This window comes from Paenibacillus sp. GL_099_B, from assembly GCF_057835695.1.
The window spans coordinates 1,278,089-1,296,108 of record NZ_CM174430.1 but is presented as its reverse complement, the minus strand read 5'-3'; the positions used below and the strand labels follow the sequence as shown (position 1 = coordinate 1,296,108).

Below are 18,020 nucleotides of genomic sequence, written 5' to 3'. Positions count from 1 at the left end.
ATAAGCATGCTGGAACTTAAAGTGCACTTCCACCAAACAAGAAACGGTACTCCCAATGTTTGCCGGAGATATCACTAATCGTTACACCGCCGCCAGCGTTGGAATAGGTGTGCAGTATTTTGCCGTCACCCAGATAAATTCCAGTGTGGGTAATCTTAGCAGTAGATTTGTTCACACTAGAGTATGATGAAGCCGAGCTACCTTTGTAGGACATAAAGTACATCAGATCACCGCGTTTCAGATTTTTCCAATTGGTCTTTACGGTACCATTGGCTTTCACATAGGCTCCTTGTTTACGCGAATCGGCTGGAAGCTTAATTCCGAGCGCATCAATAAATGCCTGGCGGACAAAGCTTGAACAATCGAACGTAGCCGTACTGTTACGACTTGCGCCAAACTCATAAGGCGTCCCCCAATATTTCATGCCAGCAGCTATGACTTTCTCCACAGAAGCACTGCCTGTAACTGAACTTCCTGTTGTCGTGTTGCCTTTCACGGCTTGTGTATATTTTGAAGAAGATGATATGTATCCTGTCCGGTTACCGGAGTCCGTAACTTTATACCAGCCTGATCCGGATTTTTGCACTACCGTGACAGTCTCTCCTTTTGGCACCAAACGAACAATGCTTGCGGAAGAAGATGGCGATGTACGCAAATTAACGCCCCAGATGACTTTAACTTTTGAATTATCAACTGCCGCTGCTGATGCAGGTGTCGTTAATGCTCCTGTTGTCAGACTTCCCATCAGCATCGTTGCTGTTACACTTGCAGTAATGATCTTGCTTTTCCAGTTCATGATGTCGTGTTCCCCCTGATGTTACAGAATTTTAACCTGGCCTCATTCGCCGGGCTTGCCCCATTGTAAAACGGGCTGTCCATAACGATCATCAGTCCAAAGTCCTGTATTCGATCAGGCAGGCTTGAGCACTAAGAATCAGGGAAACCTCTCACACCAGTTGGCTAAAACTGCCGCAAATCTCTTCTTTTTCAAAGGTTAAATTATTGTAACTATTTGCTACGCTTCGTTTTACGCAGAAATGAGGCCTAAACCGCGCATCACTTAGGACATGCGTCATATGACCTATACTTTAATGTTTAAATTCTATATTTGGTAAACATTACTATGGTTCATTTCCCGATTATGAGCACCTGTAATCCTAAAATCATCATACAAAAAGCCGGAGATCTCTCCCCGGCTGTACTCTGTCTCAATATGAATCGACTATGGCTCAATACCCCAAGCGTTGACTCCACTAATATAAGCGGTCACTTTGTTCCAGGCGCTAAAGGCCGTTTTGGAAGCATCAAAAGAATAGTCGTTGGTCTGATCAAAATTCGTCCAGTTGTTCTTCGAGAAGCGCCCCTGGATAATTCCCGTTTCTGCTCCGGCAGCCAGACTGCCTGCCCCGGACTTAAAACCAATCTCCAGATACGTATCCGCTGTCCCTTTAGCCGGATCTACCGTCACAAATTGAGCTTCAACGTTGGCGCTGCCAATCTGAGCGTAATCACACCAGAAACTCAGGTCTGATGCACTATCCTTCGTAAAGTAATACCGCAACTTCACCTGGCTCAGATCCACTGCTGTCGTGCCTGTGTTCTTGATATTGAACTGCGGGGTCACCGCATTGCCTGACGTCCCTGAACCACCATTGCGGTATTGTACTTCAAGTGCACCTGTTGTTACAGGAGGCGCTGTTGGTGTCACCGTCACTACGTTGGACAAGGTCTGCCCGCTTGCATTTACTGCCACCACTCGGTAATTGTATGCGGTACCGTTCACTGCCGTGGCATCCGTGTATGTCAGCGCCGTCAGACCTGTAGCCAGATCGGCGTAGGTTCCACCTGCAACCGAGCGTTGTACCTTGTAACTTGCAGCTCCGGTCGATGCGGTCCATGTCAGCACAGCCTGATTATTGCCTGCCGTTCCCGTAAGGGTTAACACTCCCGGTATAGAGGTTCCCGCTTGCGGTGTTGCAGAGGCCTGAGCAGAAGGTGCAGATTCACCCGCCGTATTCACTGCGGTCACCACATAATAGTACGTTTTTCCATTGGTCAGTGCTGTATCTGTGAAGGTCGAACCGGTAACACCCGTTGCTACGGAAGTATACGGGCCACCGTTCACCTCTGCACGTTTTACCGTGTAAGAAGCGGCACCAGTGGATGCGGTCCAGTTCAGAGCAACCTGCTCACTGCCTGCTGCAGCTGTCAGACCCGCCGGAGCTGCTGGTACTTGGACCACTGGGCCTCCTGTGTTACCCAGGAGACGATCATATTCGCCATACGCGGTAGCCATATCCACCTGTGACCAGAAACGGTGATACGTAAAGGTTGGTGCGCCATTTTCCCATTTTTTCGTTGTTGGATTATAAGACGTTTTGTACAGATTATCCAGATAAGCCCATGCAGGATCTTGCTTGATGGCTGGACGCAGGTCAGAGTAGCCAATGTATACGCCATTCCCCCCTTTGGCTGGATCAGAAGGTACACCTGCCGTTCCCGGAATCGCGTTGCCCTGTCCGAAGGTTCCCGTCCAGTTTGCCGGAATGTAGATCTCTTTGGCGAAGAAGCGGAAGTAGTCTTTACGGACTTCTTCGGTGACTATTCCCACTCCATCATTGTAATCCCACGCCGTGTTCAATAGTTTCTCGGCCATATCTTTGGCTTCCTGTCCTTTGGCACTGAGTACGCCGCCTTCGGCTTGAGTCCCCGCAGCAAAGAACGTCAGGGCTTTGATATAGCTCCCCAGTACGCCTGTATCCTGAGCAGGATCTTTGGTTACCACATGGAAATTCGGATTTTGCGTAAAGGCACTGAACCCATTCCATTTATCCGGTTGCCCCTGCCATTCCTGGCTGCCTGGAATCCAGAATTCGCCCGGTGCAGGTGTAGTAGCAACCTGTGCATTGGTACCTCCAAGTATCCGTTGACCTGCCGCATTCAGATAATATCCTTGTGCATCCGTCACCGGACGCTCATCGACGAATACATAATCCTTGGCCCAGTCGACCCACTTGGTAATGACTTTTTTGGCCATCTGGAAGTTCTCAGAGCTGAGATCCCCGCTCTCAGCAAGGATGTAATACATCTCAGCTACACGCTCGAGAGACCAAGCCTGGAAACCAAACCACGTGTTGGAGTCGGGGTCCCGATATACAGGAGCTTCCTGATAAGCCATGTCATAGAACGTACTGGTTCCAGCAGGATAAGCTTTGTAGGAGCCATCAAACTGTTCGTCGCTCCACCGCCAATTGCCCCTTCGTGAGACTGTAACCAGGTGTAGAACTCCAATTGGCGCTTCAGCGATGCATTCCAATCTGCCTTGGCTGTTGTCGATTTTGGAATCAGGCCGCCTGCCGGATCAGACAAGGCATAAGCTGCCACCGGATTCTGGTAAGCCTGATGCGTATGACTGGCTCCAATCCGCCAAGCCCAGTTCCCACCCTCGCCAAGGCCGCCGCCCCATGAGGTATACCATGCCATCAGATACATATTAGAGTCTTTGCCTGTACCGGCAGTTGGTGTGCCGTTCTTGGCACTTCCGATCTTCTGGAAGTACTTGTCGTGCATCCCATAGCGCAGATAGTCACCCATCTTCTTCGCTTTGTCCAGATACGCTGTATTGGTGTAGCCCATCTCCTTCGCCCAATACAGTACCTGCACCGCACGTGCGTCAGCATCCGTTGCGTTGGTATAACGCCACTGGGCTGCCGGTGTCTGGGTCTCCTTGGTGAACAGGCTCATGAAACCTTCGCCCGTTTTGCCAAACGTTTTATTGTCTTGGGATGGGTGTGGAATGGCTTCCCACACAGACTCCTGCTCTCCACGCTGAAATGTATTCACGTAAGCTGCCGTATGATTCGGATTCAGCAGGTTACCATACCCGTACCAATTATCCACATCCAGCAGCCAATGCATCAGGTACGTCTGATTGTTGCCGTAGGAAGATTTCAGCTCGGCATCAAGTGGGTCTTTTCCGGCCGCATATTGACCGTTAATGGCAGAAGGATATTGATCCGGAAAAGGTTTTGCCGCTGCATAGGTGGCCGGGCTGTTCGGATTGTAATAACTCATCGTAGGCTGTTCTTCCTTGCCGTCACCTTCATTGACAGGGATGATGTATTTCTCCATGCTGTCCCAAGCCGCTTCCAGTTTGGACCAATCTCCCGTATAGTGACCATACATCGTTTCCAGCCAGAGCCAGTAACTGTATGCCTCGGATGTCGTCATGTGCCCATAATCAGGTGCCTCGCTCATCAGCGTTTCAATGGAATGATAGGGAATGCCCTCTGGAGAAAAATAACCGTTCGCCGGATCTTTCAGCTGATCATACAATTGCAAAAATCGAGCTTCGTTTATTCCGTCCGCCTGAGCATCAATGGTCTGCTCTTCGGCATAAACCGTTTGGGGACCTGCCCACAAACCGGTGTACCCGGTCAGCATAACGGTCCCTGCTAGCATGGCAGACAAACTTTTTTTCGCAGCTGATTTCAACATGTATATACCTCCCTGGAATGGTGAAATTCAATTAGAATTACCGTGGGTCTGCCCATGCTGTTAAACTCCCTGTTAGGTTACGGCTCAATGCCCCAGACTTTCGTACCTCCCTGAAACCCAGTTACTTGATTCCATGCGGCAAAAGCAGTCTTGGTTGCATCATAGGAATAGTCGTTGCTCTGATCGAAATTGCTCCAATTGTTCTTGGAAAAGCGCCCCTGAATCACACCCGTCTCCGCTCCAGCAGCCAGGCTGCCAGTCCCGGATTTGAAGCTGATCTCCAGATACGTATCCGCTGTGCCCGTTGCCGGAGTCAGCGTGAAAAATTTGCCTTCAATATTAGCCGTGCCGATCTGAGCATAATCACACCAGAAGGTCAGATCCTCTGCACCGTCCTTGGTAAAATAATACCGGAGCTTCACGGTACTCAGATCAATCGCCTGAGTGCCTGTGTTTTTTAGATTAAACTGCGGAGTCACCGCATTGCCGGAAGTACCTGACCCTCCATTACGATATTGCACCTCAAGCGTGCCCGTCGTTACCGGAGGCGCACTCGGTGTCACCGTCACGATATTGGACAACGTCTGTCCGCTCGCATTCACGGCGGCGATTCGATAACTGTACGCCGTTCCATTTACCGCTGTTGCATCGATATAATTCAATACTGCCAATCCAGTTGCCACATCGGTATATGCACCACCCACAACGGAGCGCTGTACCTTATAAGTCACAGCTCCCATTGCTGCCGTCCAGGTCAGAATCGACTGGGCATTACCTGCCGTACCGCTTAATGTCAGTGCGCCAGGCAACGATGTTCCAGCCTGCGGCGTGGCAGAGACTTGTGCAGAACCGGGCGATTCTCCGGCTGAATTAACAGCCGTCATCACATAATAATAGGTCTTCCCGTTGGTAAGCCCCGTGTTCGTGTATGTCAATCCATGTACATCTGTCGCTACAGAAGTATATGGACCCCCATTCACCTCGGCACGCTTCACGTTGTACGATTCTGCCCCAGGTGATGCTACCCAGGTCAGGATGATCTGAGCATTCCCTGATACAGCATGCACGCTAGAAGGTGCAACAGGAGTGACAACCGGTGTAACACCAGGTTCCTGACCGTGTATCCGTATTCCCGCATCGTAGACTGGGAGATATACGCTCTTCGCCACATTACCTGTGCCCAAGCCCTGGAATGAATGATCATTATTCGCATTCCAGGCGCCTTGCGGGCCGGTAATGCGGAACTGGACCTCTTTGCGATAATGTCCTTCCCCGCCTGGATATATCTTGGTTCCAGTAAAGTCCGCCGTAACAGCGTAGATTCGTTTCGCTGCATCAACCACAACCGGTTGGGATACGGTAGCACCCTCGGCGTATGCGGTTGTAACCTTGACATCAGATACAGTATATCCTGCAGCGTAAACTTCACTTAGATCCAGGAAATAGCGAAAAGATAACTTATCCCCCATCCGCGCAGGCCAGCCGGAACGATTGTTCAGTTGAGCCTTGATTTCCGTGTAATTGGAACCGGATGCCTTCACGGCAGCTTCGACAAAGAACTCATCCGTCTTCACTTCCGGAGTCGGAAAATTCGCGATGGGCTGATCATTCTGGCCGAATAACAGATTCATCTTGGCTAATGCACCTGTAAAGCCTGCATTGTAATCGGTTGCCACCTCATTGCTGACATAGTCACCAATGGAATCGGTATAGGCATCCGTTGCATCCGGTCCACCAACCATCGCTCCGTACAACGTGTGACGGTGCTCTGAAGGAGTATTTTCATTGTTCGTCCATGAACTGTGAGAGGTCCGGTGATGAGGGTGCTTAGGCGGATTCTGACCATAACCGACCACATAACTGCTCTGGCGAGGATTATCCCCCAGAATGTAGTTCATTTGAGAGACGGCAAAGTCCTGATACCTTGCTTTCTTCACCGGATCACTGACCCAGTCGGAGTATACAAAAGCAATAAAAGATGCATTTGCTGCATATCGGAGCGATCCCCATGTATCAAGCCAGGCAAGCCCGCCCGGTGTATACTTGATTCTTTGTCCATTCGTGCCTACAGACCAATAATCCAGATTGCGCTCCGTGGATTGAATGAACCTCGTCGCTTCTGGCATGTTCAGACCTGACGTAATGCGAGCCAGCAGAATCTGGGCTCCGTAATGTTTGTCATCCCAGCCTTGGGTCCATGTATAGGCCCAGTTCCCGTTCTGTCCATCCGCTTGCCACAGATTCGCCGTAGCAATCGCCTTGGACAAGTAAGCGCTATCATTTGTCGCCATATATAACCATGCTGCAGCCCAGGCGAGTTCATCATAGTAACCTGTCCATGAATTGTAGAACGATTGGGCATCTGTAATGCAATCCGAATATTTGCCTCGATACGTATCCGCGAAGCTGTAAAGTTCCTTCGCATGCTGAAGCAGTTTGTTGGCATAAGCCGGATCACTGTCACGGAACACAATGGATGAAGAAGCGAGTGCCGCTGCGGTTTCTCCCGCAAGTTCACTTCCCGGACAGGATGCATCGATCTTATAAGCAGGACGGTTCATCTGCATCACTTCAGCCGGTCCCCACCAGGCATGGTCTGTATTGCCCGCTCCGACCTGTCCCCATAATTCATTTGGTTTCGTATGCGCTTTCACAAAATAGTCTGTGGCCCATCTCAAGTTATCCTTAATCTGCTCCAGTTGCCCTGCCTGCTCGTATCCCTCACGGTATTCCACAACAGACCAAGCTAACATCGTAGCTGAATAGGCCATGGGCAGACCAAATTTCACATGATCTCCAGCATCGTACCACCCTCCGGTCAAATCAACCCCAACATCCGCTCCATCATTTAATCCGGAATCACCACGCCATTCCACCCGATTGTCTTCCGGCAATTTCCCTGAACGCTGAGTTTCATAGAAATAAACCGCCTTCTGTAATGCTTCCGCATAGTTATGATTCCCGGCAGCCGCATCTGCCTTGCCATTCCATGCCTGTATGGATGTACTTCCTGCCAGTAGCCCTGCCGATAACGCGAGAATAGCGATTCGTCTCCACCAGCTTCCCTTCATCTTCAACCATTCATCTCCTTTTGCAATAGTCGTCTCGTAATTTTTTCAATTACACTGATGTAATGACCCGCTCCTTTCTATGGTGTGACTCCATGTATTTCCACCATTAATTACCATTATAGTCCTTTGCTCCAGTTGCAATATCAGCGCTGGTGACTTCTGAAATAACATTGTTGTGACATGTTTGGGTAGTGATATAACAAAAAAGACTGCTCCTCCTATCGCATGATGCAATAAGAGAAACAGTCCTGATATTTCGTATAACCCGTGCTACAGGCTGAATATGAATCATGCCATTATCCAGTCTGAACATCCTGTCTTTTGGAGCATTTACACTCTGAATTTGTTGATTTGCTCCTGCAACTCTTCAGCCATTTTGGACAAAGAACCCGCTGACGAAGCAATCTCTTCCATCGAAGCCAGCTGCTGCTGGGTTGCGGCAGATACATTATGTACCCCGCCTGCTGCTTCTCCCGCAATGTTAGAGATCTGATCCACATACCCTACAACTTCATTCGTACTAGCAGACATTTCCTCTGAGCCTGCAGATACTTCCTGAATTTCACCAGCGACCTTGTTCACTACATTCGAAATCTGTTCAAATGCTTGTCCCGCCGCTGTTACAATCTCAATTCCGGCCTCCGTTTCATTGCTGTTCACTTTTACAGCCTGCACGGCATGATCTGTATCCTTCTGAATCAATTGGACAAGATCCGTAATTTTTTGAGCAGATTCAGAGGATTCCTCGGCCAGCTTACGTACTTCTCCGGCTACGACTGCGAAACCACGTCCGTGCTCACCTGCACGTGCCGCTTCAATCGCTGCATTTAATGCAAGAAGGTTGGTTTGACGGGCAATATTGTTGATAACCTCGGTAATCGTACCTATCTCTGCGGAACGTTCTCCCAACCCTGTAACCAGTTCTGTCAGAGATGCAATGGAATTTCGAACAGATCCCATCTGTTCAACAGCCTGCTGAATAATCATGTTTCCTTCGGCAGACTGATTCGCTGCATCAACGGCAGATACGGATACACTTTGAGCAAGCTCAGCAATTTGTTCCGAACCAAGAGCCATCTCACTCATCGCCTGTGAAGAACGTTTCACCATATCTACTTGATCAGATGTACCAACGGCCAATTCCTCCACCGTTTCAGAAATCTGTTCCGAAGCCCTTGTATTCTGCTCTGCACTCGCGAGAAGTTCTTCCGAGGAAGCAGCTACCTGTTCGGATGTCATCGATACGGATTGAATCATCTCCCGCAGGTTGCCTGTCATCGTATTGAAGGAAGCCGCGAGCGTTCCCAGTTCATCCTTGTTTTTGAGAACAATGGTTTCACTGGTCAAGTCACCATTAGCAATAAGCATGGCTGCTGCATTCATCTTCTGAATTGGACGTGAGATGATACTTGCAATGAAGAAGGCAATAAACATGGCGACCAGGAAAGCAACAATAGTGACTCCCAATATAACATTAAATGCTTGTTCAGCAGACTCAACCGATGAATTCGTTGCTGCATCCGACAGTGAGTTCCCCATCGTGATTAATTGAGCAATGGTATCATTCGCTGTATACCATAATGGATAGGCCTCTGAATGCAATCTGCTGGCTTCTTCGTAATTGTTAGCCATGCCCAATTTCATAAATTCCGGCATTTTCGCCAAATACGCCTCATAGTTCGTGCTAAATGTATTGTACATTCCCACTGCTTCGGTATTGCCTGCGATAAGTGAAACCAGTTCCTTGCGCTCAATCGCAATCTTGGCTTGGAGCTGTTCCAACACTTCATTCATCTTGGTGATTTCAGTTGGATCTGTTTCGACAATTACGGCAAGAGCAAGCCGTTCAACGTCGGAAACATCACCATTCATCATCCCGAGCAAGCTCACACTGGGCATCCACATCTTGTCGATCTCATCGGCCTTTTTGGACATATCATGAATTTGGGTTAACGCATAAATGCTTACAAAAGCCAGTAAAGCCACTACCATTAGAAATCCAGTCAGTAATTTCATTCGAATTGTTAATCTCAATTTCCCCGTCACGTTTCCCCGCGCGTCTTTCATGTTCCCCACTCCTCAACTAGTACATATTTATAGTATATCGACACGTATCGTCATGAATTGTATATATGAGAATTCGATTTTTTGTAAATTTCAGTTAACTTCGAAATAAACACAAAAAAAGCCTTAAGTCTTTGGCTCACCAAAGACTTAAGGCTTTCATATCCGAAACTTCTCTTCCAATCCCTACTATATTCAACCATTTCTAACGGAAAATCCTCCGATGAATGTTAATGAAGAAATCGGGAATCGACTTGGTATAATTACGCGTAGCAATCAAGATTACACTGACCAGGCTACCCAGAATGAACCCGCCCAAAATATCCCCAGGATAATGTACACCTACATAGACACGCGAGACTCCTGTCAGCACAGCAAGCAACAGCATCCATCCTCCGAAGCGACGCCCGATAAAAAACGAAGCTGCAGCGAGCGCAAATACAAAGGAAGCGTGTTTACTTGGAAAAGATGGATCTGGCACATGCGGAACCAGTTGATTCACCGTACCTTCCATGAACGGTCTTGGATGACCTACCACAGGTGAAATTCCCCATTTTGCCAGACCAAGTGCTACGATCGAAGCTACACACGCATAAAATACAATTCGTTGCTTCGACGGATTGCCAAGAAACCACACAATCACAAGAAGTCCTATCATAACCCAGACCGCATATTCAGCCGATGTAATCATAAACCAGTCCAGAAACGGAATACGGTCTGCAAACTGGTTGATCCAATTAAATACAGATTGATTCATAACAGTCGTTTAATACCTCCATTACACAAAACACGATTATTTTTTACATAATAAATATACACTAACTATTTGTCAAACATGTCGCCTAATAACCGAACTTTCGAAATCAAAGAGGACATTTCTCTTACTTTTTGTTAAACTAGTTTGGGTTACATAATAGTTCATTCATAGAAAGGTGAAGATTATGCTTAAGAAATGGTTATGGGGGACATCCCTAACCCTGGCACTTGCCATTGCCGGTGTCATTGTATATTACGGATACTCGATCGTTCATTTTGCCAATAGCATCTCAACCGCTTCCGAGACTTCCTCTTCTGACACAAACCAAAATACGGACACCCCAACTACCCCTGTTCCCAAATGGGAAGGGAAGGAACGAGTTAACATTTTGCTGCTTGGAGGTGACACCAGAGGGGATGACGCCGGCCGTTCAGATTCGGTCATGGTTGCTTCCATTGATCCGGTATCCAAGAAAGCCCATCTCTTCTCTGTTCTGCGTGATACATATGTTGATATTCCGGGACACGGCAAGAGCAGACTCAACGCGGCCTTCTCTTACGGCGGAGCGGAATTAACCAAACAAACGGTCGGTGACTTGCTCGGCATCCCTATTCAACATTACGTGTATACCGATTTTATCGGATTCATGGCGCTGGTTGATGCTGTAGACGGGATCGATATTGATGTGGAGAAAGACATGTATTATACCAGCAAAGCAGATAAACATATGTACGATATTGACCTCAAAAAAGGACTTCAGCATATGGACGGTAAGACTGCCCTCCAATATGTCCGATTCCGGCACGATGCCACATCAGACTTTACGCGTACCGAACGGCAGCGGATTTTCATGACTGAGCTGGCTAAGAAGATGCAAAGCACTACTTCACTCTTCAAGATTCCTGAAATATTGGAAGCTGTCGCTCCATATATCGAGACAGACCTCAGTCCAACACAGATGTTAAAATTGGCTTCGCTCGGATTCGATATTAACGTAAATGAAATCGATAAACAGCAGATCCCTCCTAATAAGTTGCTAACCAATGAACTTGCAGGTTCTGCCCAGGTACTCGGTGTTAATAAACCGAAACTCCAATCATACATTCAGAATTTGTTTGAGGAAGATGCGAAATCCTCAGAGGATGAATCAACAAAAGTACAAGACTTAAACTAAATTGAATGGAAACAAAAAGAAGCAGGTATCGCAATGATACTCCGATTAAAAAGATGGCTGCCGCCATCTTTTTTTGTACCTATTTTCCCCATTTAATGCAGTCTTAATGTTCAACAGGTACCCTTAAATGATGAATTCCGGTTACACGAAGGAGGAATACATGTGAATAAACCGCGAATCGTGGAATGGACACAACTGCGCGGCCTTGCGTTTCTCGCCATTGTGATGCAGCATAACATCGCAGAATATATATATCGCGCTGATATTGAACAACCTGATTCCATCATGCTGACCATGATTTATCATCTGACTCGTTTTGGTACGCCGACATTCGTCTTCCTGTCCGGTGTAATGCTGTTCTATCATCACAGTCATACCAAACCGGATTACCCCAAGTTTATCCGTAAGCGGTTTGGAGATATCTATGTGCCCTTTGTGGTATGGACGTTCATCTATTGGTTGTTTGTCCGGATATTCACCCCCGAGTTCTGGCTTTCGGGTATGCCTGACTTCCGCAGTCTTGTTCGTGAACTTTTCCTCCCCCAGACGGGATATCATCTGTGGTTTGTGATTATGGTGTTTCAGTTCTATATTCTGTTTCCCCTGTTCCTTGCGGGAGCAAAGTTCATTCAGAGACGTATTGAAAAAGTTACACGCTTCACCCCAATGCAATCCGTCATCACGCTGATTCTCATTGGGATGGCATTATACACTTTACTTATGAAATGGTCCTACTACGATATGGGCGGGTGGACAGCTTCCTTACCACAACCCTGGTCGGGTTTGCTGCAATATCGCTCTTATTCATGGGTTATGTACTGGTTTTACTTTTTGCTGGGCGCAGTCTGTGCCTGGTCAGTGGATAGCTGGAGGAGTTGGACCGCAAAGGTATTGCCCTGGATGGTCTGTCTTTTTATCGGTATGTACATCTGGCTTGGATATGATGTGCTGCGGGGATCGGGCGATGTCGTTAACCTGAATATATCAACCTATCTGAAGCCAACAACCTTCATCATCATCATGGCCCAGATGTTCATGTTCTATGGGTTCCTTGTACTGCTGCGAGGCAAAGATACACCATTTCAGCGTCTCCTGACGTGGATTGGCCGATATTCCTTTGGTGGCTATCTGGTTCATGCACTGGTTATCTACTGCATCGCGTATATTACCCGGCCACTTACACTAACCGGATGGCATCTACCGATAACATTGCTTTCGTTTCTTGTTACCGTAGCAACGTCTCTTGCAATCAGTTGGGGACTTTCCCAACTTCCTGGTTCTCGCTTCACCATAGGATTACAACGGAAGAAACGCCTAAGTCCCCGTTTGCATGATACTGTTTCTGCGAGCAGAACAAGTTCACCCGAGCGTAATCCGTCAGCCAGGGCAAATCGCAGCCCGGAAACCAACTAATCCTGGTTGTATATAGAAAAAGCGTCTCCCTTCGTGGAAGACGCTCTTTTTCACTTCACTTCTGTGGAAGCGGATCGACCAGGTACAGGTTCGTGAGGACCAGGAGCATGATGTGCATTGCCCTTCTGATTAACGAACCTTTTCAGGTCACCCGTCAACTGCTCCTTCAACTTGTCTACCAACTGCGTTTCACTGATGCCTTTTGCCTGAGCAATCTCAGCCAGTGACTTCCCGCTCTGGAGCTGCTGATGGAGCTGCTCCGGAGTGACGCCGATAAAGCGGGCAATAGCCCCCTTGTCCATCATTGGATGTCTGTTGCCATGGTGAGCGAACTCACGTCTTAACTCCCGCAGTGGTGTGTTGATTACCTTCTTCAGCTTGGTATCCATACCTGCTTTGGCTGCTGCTGCCTGTTCTTTCGTGAGACAGCCTTCTTCGGCTGCTTTATCCAATCGCTGAGAGAGCGAAGGCTTCAACTTCTCCAACAATTGATCTTCACTAAGTCCTTTGCGTTCCTTGGCAATCTGAGTCAACGTTTTGCCAAGCTCCATCTGTTCTTTTAAATCACGGAGCCCAATACCGAGCAGGTCTGCGGTTTCTCCAATCATAAACAGGCCATGACCTGCTTGCATGCAAGGCTTAGTCTGGTTTGTGGAGGAGGATGGTGTCGCAACTTGATCTTCAACAGATCCATTTGGATCAGCGGATGCTGTATAGCCGGTAGATGCTGTTATAAATACGGCTGCCAGTCCGACTGCCATCCATTTTTTCCATCTGTATTTCATTTCTCTTCTTCCTTTCATATGTCAAAATCCTGTGCTCTCTTAGTTTGAGCCTAACTTCCGCTTTTTTATGCCATAAAAATACAAAATGTCATTGTTTTTTTCACAATTCATCACAAAACCTCCTATTTTTTTCAATTCATTTCCGGTATACTGAAAGTAACTTCATGATCTAGTCGAATAGTCCTTAATTACTTTATTATGGGAAGGGCGTAACCAAACGATGCGGAGAGAATGGTTTGATCCGTTTAGATCCGATGTGGAGGTGGTGTTCGCTGCAGCAGAGCAGCTGGTACAGAAGTATCCTGAACCAATGTCAGAACATGCACTAGAACAACTTCATTTGGTCAATCCTTTGTTACGAGATTCGGGTCACAGCTACATCGGCTACATTATTCCATTGTGGATGCAGCTCTCGGATGGTCTACCTCCAGAGAAGGCACACAAACTAAGTACTGCTTGTCTCCTGCATATGCTATATTTTCTGAATCAGGATGAAGTTATGGACGAACAGCCAGAAGATGTGACACTGAAATTATCACTGGGTAATCTTTACTACGTGGACGCGATCTGTGCCTATTCAGAGCTATTCAGCCTTTCTTCCCCGTTCTGGACGTATTTCAGACAGTATGTGGAGGATTGGGCCATGAGCGTCACCGGTGAGAACTCTATCGATTATTTCAAGAGAAGCCCGCTATTAATCGCCCAAAAAGCCGCCCCACTTCAACTTGGAGCTGCTGGCTCACTCCTTCTTTTGGAACAGGAGCATCGCATTACTCCGGTATGTTCTGCCGTCAACATTGCACTGATGACTCTCCAGATGACAGATGACTTCACAGACACGAAACAAGATGCTGTGCATGGAAATTACAACAGCTTCCTCTCCCACATATCCGCAGCACTGGAACATAACTACCCGGCTCATCCTGTAAGCGAACGTGTACATGATAATGTATACAATACCCAATTGATGAACTCCTATGTAGACATTGCTCAGCAATATAACATCAGACTAACATCTTCTAACTCGGGAATTTCGCATCTCGAAGCATTTAATTCCTACTTATGCGGCATTCTGGGACAAACTGTTCACGACATTGAACAACACAAAAAAATGCTTTTTCAAGGCGGGTTTCATTACTGGATCAGCGAGAAACAACATTTGTCCTAATTACAAAAGAAGAGCTGGTACAGTTGAATTTTAAATATGAAGGGAATGTTGACGATGATGGTATCAGAGAAAACGTTGCACGAGGATATTATTGAAAAGGCCTGGACCGATGAGCACTTCAGACAACAACTGCACTCCAACCCGAAGCAAGCGCTTCGCGAAGCATTTGGCATTGATATTCCTGAACACATTCAAGTCCGTACCGTTGAAGAACAACAGAACGACTACGTTCTCGTGATTCCTCCCAATCCATCCAAAGTGGATTATGACGTAAATTGCGGACCGTGGAGAAGCTAAACGGATTAGATTGATATGTGATTGAACGACACCAGGGGTAGCGAACAAAAAAGCCATCGTACACTTCTGCCGCTCGTCATTCGACGAATGCAGCAAAAGATACAACGGCTTCTGTTCCTACCCCTTTTGTGCTTGTAAAGCTGATCTGCCCATGCATGGCTTCAACGATTCGGAAAGTCACCATCATGCCAAGGCCTGTCCCCTTAATTTTATTCGAGAAATAAGGCTCCCCAAGGCGGACCAGCGCTTCCTCATCCATGCCCTCTCCATTATCTCTAACATGTACCTTGATGATCCCATCCTGGGCATAAGCCCAAATATCAATCTGACCCTGTCCTTGCAGAGCTTCAATACTATTCTTAATAATATTAATAAAAGCCTGTTTGAACTTGGAAGAGTTCCCTCTAATCCATAGATTTGGCGGAATATCAGTTGTTATTTTGCCGCCTTCCAGATTAGCCATCGGTACAAGAATACCTTCAATATGATTAAATTCATCCGCGATATTCAGAGAGACAATATGATCGAACTCCGGTTTGGCAAACGTCAGGAAGTCGGTAATAATGCCGGAAGCGCGATCAAGCTCCTCCAGAGCAATCCGCACATACCCCTTGTTTTTGTTGTCTTCCTGCTCCGTCATGAGCTGAAGGAATCCTCGTGTCACCTGCAGCGGATTACGAACCTCATGAGCAACCGACGCCGCCAGTTCGCTAATGATTTCCATTTTCTCGGATCGCTGCAATTCATTATTGAACAATTCCAACTCTTTCGAGTATTCAAGCACTTTGGTATGTTTTTCAGCAAATCGGCTTCCCAGTATGGCAATAAGTGAGATAATAAAAGCAACCATGGACCATTTCCACCATATCAGATGATATGTTCCATTACGCTGGTAATACCACAATAGTTCAGCAACACTGATTAAGGCAAATGTGCCGAATCCCGTAGCTAGCAAAAGAGCTTCCCGGCTCCTTTGAAGCGCTTTGGAGATGGTGCCGATCATTAAGATGCTCAACAGGATTACGAGAACGAATCCAATTACATTCTGAACCAACAAACTGTAGAGCATGTCCCATTGACCGCCTGAAATAAAATCAATCATCAGGGCAGCCACAGCTACTACTGAATAGATGAATTGGAATTTTCTTAGTTTGGTAAAGATGCCATAACGACCTGGTCCGATAATTTGTTCAAAAAAATAACAGAGTGCAGGCATGCCCATCAGCATAGCCAGGTCAAACAATACGGAATACAGATTACCGTAAACCTGGTAGAACGTATATAAAAACTGTGAATAGGTGATAATCATCGTTCCGATTGAACCCATCACGATACATAGCGAAATCCACATTCCCTTGTGGAATTTGCCCAGGAAAAATGTGCAACTCAGCATCGTAAGTGCCGTAAACACAAAGGTCGCTCCCAATATTACATCAAGCAGTCCATTGTGAATGTACTTTTCCTGTAATGTAGCATATGGCCCAACCTGAACCGTTCCGTAGATGCCAAGTCTGCCTTTCTCATTCTCGGACCATACATACAGTTTTCCACCTGAATTCTCACTCGATAAGGGTAACAACACAGCGTTATTATCATAATTGTAATGATAATTCTCATACACCTTACGGTCGTCCAGATAGATTACAATGTGGTTCCCTTTAATATTCTCAAAACGGATTGCCGAGCTATCTTCGTTTATTTTAGGTATGGTCACACGAGTCCACATGGAACCCGAAGGAGCTTCTACGCTACTGTATTCCAGCTTTTCTGCACCTTGCTTCTCCCAGATCTCCTCCGAACCTTGGACCTCACTGATGAATCCCTGATCGTGTACGTTCCCCCATTTTACTTCCCATCCCGTAATGGATACAGGTCTGTCAACTTCTCCTGCAGTCGCTGAGACGAAGTCATGCGGCAAGCAGAGAATATTCAACATACTTATCCATAAGATGATGATAGCTTTGGGCACATTTTTCATTCACAGCACCTCAAAGTTCTTATTTTCTCTATCCCCAAGTTCTCTCATTTATCATTCGCCACAGTTTAACGTGTCACCTTCTTGTAGGAAAATGAAAATTCACATTTTAGTAGATTTATAGTTTTATTTCCATTTTATTGATAGATTCCGAGTTTTTTCTCCATTATCCGCGCAGATCTTCGAACTGGTTCTCAATCATTTCGCGTTCTTTCTGTTCAATCTTCGTACGATATTCCAACCACTGCTCCGTTTCCTCATCGTCATAGATCGTCCATATATCCGAGAAAAGATAATCCCGCAACTGGACAATCTGTCCTGACCATATCCCGCCTACCCAGAACAGCCCGTCCGGACGGCGTATAACGGTACGAGAAAACCCGGGCGTAGACGCTTTTTGCCCGATTCGAATTTGAGTGATCATATTCCCTAGCGTAAACCAATCCAATTGGAATTCCTCCCTCATATATCCATGTTTCATCATATCATAGGCCAAAGATGAAAAGCTGTAAAACCGACCTGTGCGATTCAATCGTCCCTTCCGGGTTTAATGGTTCCTCAAAGCAAACACTTACTATTGAGGAGTGATTCAAATGAATGAGCCACATAGAACGGTAGAGGTAGAACATAAGGATGTCCAACACAAATCGGATTCAAGTATGGTCGCTTCCACGTTTATCAAGTATGCGGCTTATATTATTATTTTCTTTGGATTCCTGTACTTTCTGGTCAAATATGTATTTCCCAAATTTTAAAGCATATAAGTTGAATCTGTAATCCGTACATCGTTAACTTTCATCCTATATTCATATTTGGGGA

At 46.7% G+C, this 18,020-nt stretch carries 12 protein-coding genes and 1 pseudogene; 5 read left to right on the top strand and 8 right to left on the bottom strand.

All coding sequences use genetic code 11. The features are described 5' to 3' along the window. Positions 1-16 precede the first annotated feature (16 nt). The 5 genes and pseudogenes from AC3ITG_RS05855 to AC3ITG_RS05835 all read right to left on the bottom strand — a co-directional run bounded on the left by AC3ITG_RS05855 (position 17) and on the right by AC3ITG_RS05835 (position 10,389). A complete protein-coding gene (locus tag AC3ITG_RS05855) occupies positions 17-796 on the bottom strand; it encodes a C40 family peptidase (RefSeq protein WP_489253125.1) in 780 nt (259 codons plus the stop codon). 426 nt (positions 797-1,222) lie between these two features. Continuing rightward, positions 1,223-4,497: pseudogene (locus tag AC3ITG_RS05850) on the bottom strand (glycoside hydrolase family 48 protein). Positions 4,498-4,574: 77 nt separating this feature from the next. Continuing rightward, the gene (locus tag AC3ITG_RS05845) at positions 4,575-7,568 is read right to left on the bottom strand and encodes a glycoside hydrolase family 9 protein (RefSeq protein ID WP_489254418.1); all 2,994 of its coding nucleotides are present in this window, start codon (positions 7,566-7,568) and stop codon (positions 4,575-4,577) included. A 330-nt stretch (positions 7,569-7,898) separates the two neighbouring features. Continuing rightward, a complete protein-coding gene (locus AC3ITG_RS05840) occupies positions 7,899-9,635 on the bottom strand; it encodes a methyl-accepting chemotaxis protein (RefSeq protein WP_489253124.1) in 1,737 nt (578 codons plus the stop codon). Positions 9,636-9,837: 202 nt separating this feature from the next. Further along, on the bottom strand, positions 9,838-10,389 hold the full coding sequence (locus AC3ITG_RS05835; protein ID WP_489253123.1) for an undecaprenyl-diphosphatase: 552 nt from the start codon (positions 10,387-10,389) through the stop codon (positions 9,838-9,840). Positions 10,390-10,573: 184 nt separating this feature from the next. Here AC3ITG_RS05835 and AC3ITG_RS05830 point away from each other — a divergent pair, with 184 nt between their 5' ends. Further along, on the top strand, positions 10,574-11,563 hold the full coding sequence (locus AC3ITG_RS05830) for an LCP family protein (protein WP_413375885.1): 990 nt from the start codon (positions 10,574-10,576) through the stop codon (positions 11,561-11,563). A gap of 162 nt (positions 11,564-11,725) precedes the next feature. Further along, positions 11,726-12,976, top strand: coding sequence for an acyltransferase (locus tag AC3ITG_RS05825; protein WP_489253122.1), 1,251 nt, complete (start codon positions 11,726-11,728; stop codon positions 12,974-12,976). A gap of 50 nt (positions 12,977-13,026) precedes the next feature. Here AC3ITG_RS05825 and AC3ITG_RS05820 read toward each other — a convergent pair whose 3' ends face one another. Next, the gene (locus AC3ITG_RS05820) at positions 13,027-13,761 is read right to left on the bottom strand and encodes a hypothetical protein (protein WP_489253121.1); all 735 of its coding nucleotides are present in this window, start codon (positions 13,759-13,761) and stop codon (positions 13,027-13,029) included. Positions 13,762-13,981: 220 nt separating this feature from the next. Between AC3ITG_RS05820 and AC3ITG_RS05815 the strand changes: the two genes are divergently transcribed. After that, the gene (locus AC3ITG_RS05815; RefSeq protein ID WP_163756193.1) at positions 13,982-14,929 is read left to right on the top strand and encodes a hypothetical protein; all 948 of its coding nucleotides are present in this window, start codon (positions 13,982-13,984) and stop codon (positions 14,927-14,929) included. Positions 14,930-14,983: 54 nt separating this feature from the next. Beyond that, complete coding sequence (locus AC3ITG_RS05810) at positions 14,984-15,226, top strand: NHLP leader peptide family RiPP precursor (protein WP_099855706.1); 243 nt, start codon at positions 14,984-14,986, stop codon at positions 15,224-15,226. Positions 15,227-15,302: 76 nt separating this feature from the next. Here AC3ITG_RS05810 and AC3ITG_RS05805 read toward each other — a convergent pair whose 3' ends face one another. Together AC3ITG_RS05805 and AC3ITG_RS05800 are read right to left on the bottom strand one after the other, a co-directional pair. Beyond that, the gene (locus tag AC3ITG_RS05805; RefSeq protein ID WP_489253120.1) at positions 15,303-17,204 is read right to left on the bottom strand and encodes an ATP-binding protein; all 1,902 of its coding nucleotides are present in this window, start codon (positions 17,202-17,204) and stop codon (positions 15,303-15,305) included. Between the two features lie 163 nt (positions 17,205-17,367). After that, a complete protein-coding gene (locus AC3ITG_RS05800; RefSeq protein ID WP_063564602.1) occupies positions 17,368-17,649 on the bottom strand; it encodes a hypothetical protein in 282 nt (93 codons plus the stop codon). A 145-nt stretch (positions 17,650-17,794) separates the two neighbouring features. On the opposite strand from AC3ITG_RS05800, the gene AC3ITG_RS05795 reads away from it, so the two are divergent. Then, positions 17,795-17,956: a hypothetical protein gene (locus tag AC3ITG_RS05795; RefSeq protein WP_017690239.1), complete on the top strand. Its 162-nt coding sequence runs from the start codon at positions 17,795-17,797 to the stop codon at positions 17,954-17,956. Positions 17,957-18,020 lie beyond the last annotated feature (64 nt).